This window comes from Rhodococcus sp. O3 (assembly GCF_048897285.1).
Lineage (GTDB): Bacteria > Actinomycetota > Actinomycetes > Mycobacteriales > Mycobacteriaceae > Rhodococcus.
The window spans coordinates 1-2983 of record NZ_JBMBTE010000258.1 but is presented as its reverse complement, the minus strand read 5'-3'; the positions used below and the strand labels follow the sequence as shown (position 1 = coordinate 2983).

The 2983-nt window shown below is 70.8% G+C and carries 5 protein-coding genes; all 5 read left to right on the top strand.

From position 1 onward, the window contains the following. The coding region (locus ACN675_RS28590) for a P1 family peptidase (protein WP_420754027.1) at positions 1-352 on the top strand (352 nt) is incomplete at its 5' end. 47 nt (positions 353-399) lie between these two features. Then, positions 400-1026, top strand: a complete 627-nt coding sequence (locus ACN675_RS28585) for a rhomboid family intramembrane serine protease (protein ID WP_420754026.1) — start codon at positions 400-402, stop codon at positions 1024-1026. A gap of 146 nt (positions 1027-1172) precedes the next feature. Then, positions 1173-1934, top strand: a complete 762-nt coding sequence (locus ACN675_RS28580; RefSeq protein ID WP_420754025.1) for a cyclic nucleotide-degrading phosphodiesterase — start codon at positions 1173-1175, stop codon at positions 1932-1934. A gap of 21 nt (positions 1935-1955) precedes the next feature. Continuing rightward, positions 1956-2744, top strand: a complete 789-nt coding sequence (rph, locus tag ACN675_RS28575) for a ribonuclease PH (protein ID WP_420754024.1) — start codon at positions 1956-1958, stop codon at positions 2742-2744. Between the two features lies 1 nt (position 2745). Beyond that, positions 2746-2983, top strand: a 238-nt coding sequence (locus tag ACN675_RS28570) for a non-canonical purine NTP pyrophosphatase (protein ID WP_420754023.1), incomplete at its 3' end; no start/stop codon positions are given.

Here is a 2983-nt window from a genome sequence, read left to right as displayed (position 1 = left end):
CGTCCTGAACACCACGATCGGGGTCGTCGCCACCGACGCGCCGCTGAGCACGGCCGCGTGCCGCCGGGTCGCGGTCGCCGGGCACGACGGCCTGGCCCGCGCGATCCGTCCCGCCCACTCACCACTGGACGGGGACACCCTGTTCGCCCTGTCCACCGGCACCGCCGAACTCCCCGCGCCCGGACTGCTGCCCGACGCGTTCGCGACCGAACTGCCGGTGCTCGCCGCGGTGTGCGAGGCCGCGGCCGAGGTGGTGCAACGGGCGATCGTCGACGCGCTGCTCAGCGCCACCGGGCTCGCCGGCATCCCCGCCTATCGTGACGTGTACGGCACCGCATTCGACGCGCGGTAGAACGTCGCGCTACGGCGCGCGGCGGCCGCGCACAGCACAATGGACGCATGACCGAACCGACCGGAACCGGCGCCGTGACCCGGCCGATGTGGCAACGTGCCGCCCTGTGGATCGGCGGCTTCGTCGGCCTGCTCTACGGAATCGAAGGCGTCGACTCGGTGACCTCCACGGACCTGGACGCGGCCGGGATCGCACCGCGCTCCATCGACGGCCTGTCGGGAGTGCTGTTCGCGCCGCTGCTGCACGACGGCTGGGCGCACCTCTCGGCGAACACCGTCCCGCTGCTCGTCCTCGGATTCCTCGTGCTGCTGTCGGGGATCGCCCGGGGCCTCGCCGCGACCGCGATCATCTGGGTCGTCGGCGGAGTGGGAACCTGGCTGTTCGCCGGTCCCGGCTACATCCACATCGGTGCGTCGATACTGGTGTTCGGCTGGCTGACCTACCTGATCGTCCGCGGCTGGTTCACCCGGCACACCGGACAGATCGTCATCGGTGTCGTCGTCCTGCTCGTCTACGGCAGCATGCTGTGGGGAGTGCTGCCCAGCGACCCCCGCGTGTCCTGGCAGGGTCACCTGTTCGGGGCGATCGGCGGTGTCCTCGCCGCGTGGATCCTCTCCGCCGACGCCCGCCGAGCCCGCCGGGCACAGATCCCGCCCGGCACGCTGCCGCGCTGAGAACCGGACGATCCTCCGGATCGGAGACGTAGACGATCCGTTCACCGCCTCGACCTCCACGTCACATTGTTCGTGTAACTGTGAGTTGCCGGGTCGTAATCGGGCTCTGCTTCAACGAGGACGTGCGACGTGGCAGCATGACCTTTATGCGCATGACCGTTCTGGGCTGCTCGGGCAGTGTCGCCGGGCCCGATTCTCCGGCGTCGGGCTACCTGCTTACCGCCCCGGACACCCCGCCGCTCGTGATCGACTTCGGTCCCGGCGTCCTCGGCGCACTCCAGCGGCATGCCGATCCCGGCGAGGTCTCCATCCTGCTCTCGCACCTGCACGCCGACCACTGTCTCGACATACCCGGCCTGCTCGTGTGGCGTCGCTACTCCCCGAACCGGCCCGAAGGCCGCGTCCCGCTGTACGGGCCCAGCGATGCCGCACAGCGGCTGGGCGTCGCCTCCGCCGAATGCGCCGGCGAGGTCGACGACGTGTCCGACACCCTCGACGTCCACGCCCTCACCGACGGCGGCGACTTCCGCTTCGGGGCACTGTCCGTTTGCTCCCGCCGCGTCAACCATCCGCCCGAGGCATACGGGTTCCGCATCACCAGCGACTCCGGCCGCACGTTCGTGTACACCGGCGACACCGGCATGTGCGACGAGGTCGTCGACCTCGCGCGCGGCGCCGACGTGCTGCTCGCCGAGGCGTCGTGGACCCACGACCCCGCGGCGCGACCGGAGAACATGCACCTGTCCGGCACCGAAGCGGGCCAGGTCGCCGCGCGGGCCGGGGTCGGGGAGCTGCTGCTCACCCACATTCCGCCGTGGACGTCTCGCGAGGACGTCATCGCCGAAGCGAAAGCGGAGTACTCGGGCCCGGTGCACGCGGTCTCCGCCGGGGACGTCTACCGCATCTGACCGATCGCCTACGCTCGTCGGGTGACCACACGAGAAGACGGCAGGGCGGACGATCAGCTCCGCGACATCCGGATCACCCGAGGATTCACCAATCACCCCGCGGGCTCGGTGCTCGTCGAATTCGGGCAGACCCGCGTCATGTGCACGGCCAGCGTCGAGGAAGGCGTGCCGCGCTGGCGCAAGGGCTCGGGCCTGGGCTGGCTCACCGCGGAATACGCGATGCTGCCGGCCGCCACCCACACCCGCAGCAGTCGCGAATCGGTGAAGGGCAAGATCGGTGGGCGTACCCAGGAGATCAGCCGGCTCGTCGGCCGCTCGCTGCGCGCCTGCATCGACCTGGCGGCGATAGGGGAGAACACCATCGCGCTCGACTGCGATGTCCTGCAGGCCGACGGCGGTACCCGCACCGCCGCGATCACCGGTGCCTACGTCGCGCTCTGCGACGCCGTGACCTGGCTGCGCGCCGCGGGCCGCCTCGCCGATCCGCAGCCCATCTCGTGCCAGATCGCGGCGGTCAGCGTCGGCGTCGTCGACGGCCGTATCCGCCTCGACCTGCCGTACGAGGAGGACTCGCGCGCAGAGGTCGACATGAACGTCATCGCCACCGACACCGGCACCCTCGTCGAGATCCAGGGCACCGGTGAAGGCGCGACCTTCGCGCGCTCGACGCTCGACGGGCTGCTCGACTCGGCGCTCGCCGGCATCGAGGAACTGTGCCGCATCCAGCGTGAGGTGCTCGAGCAGCCGTACCCGGGGGTGCTTCCCGAGCCGGAGATCGTCGAGCCCGTGAAGAAGAAGTTCGGGGCCTGACATGACGGTGAAGGTGCTCGTCGCGAGCCGGAACGCGAAGAAGCTGCGGGAACTGCAGCGCGTCCTGGATCGCGCCGGGATCCACGGCATCGAGCTGGTCGGCCTCGACGAGGTTCCGCCCTTCCCGGAGGCCCCGGAGACCGGTGCGACCTTCGAGGAGAACGCCGCGGCGAAGGCCCGCGACGGTGCGCTCGCCACCGGCCTGCCGTGCGTCGCCGACGACTCCGGGCTCGAGGTCG

Bases quoted from the DNA above. Each gene is read 5' to 3' on its own strand.
- ACN675_RS28585 (WP_420754026.1), top strand. From the start codon at position 400: ATGACCGAACCGACCGGAACCGGCGCCGTGACCCGGCCGATGTGGCAA.
- ACN675_RS28580 (WP_420754025.1), top strand. From the start codon at position 1,173: ATGCGCATGACCGTTCTGGGCTGCTCGGGCAGTGTCGCCGGGCCCGAT.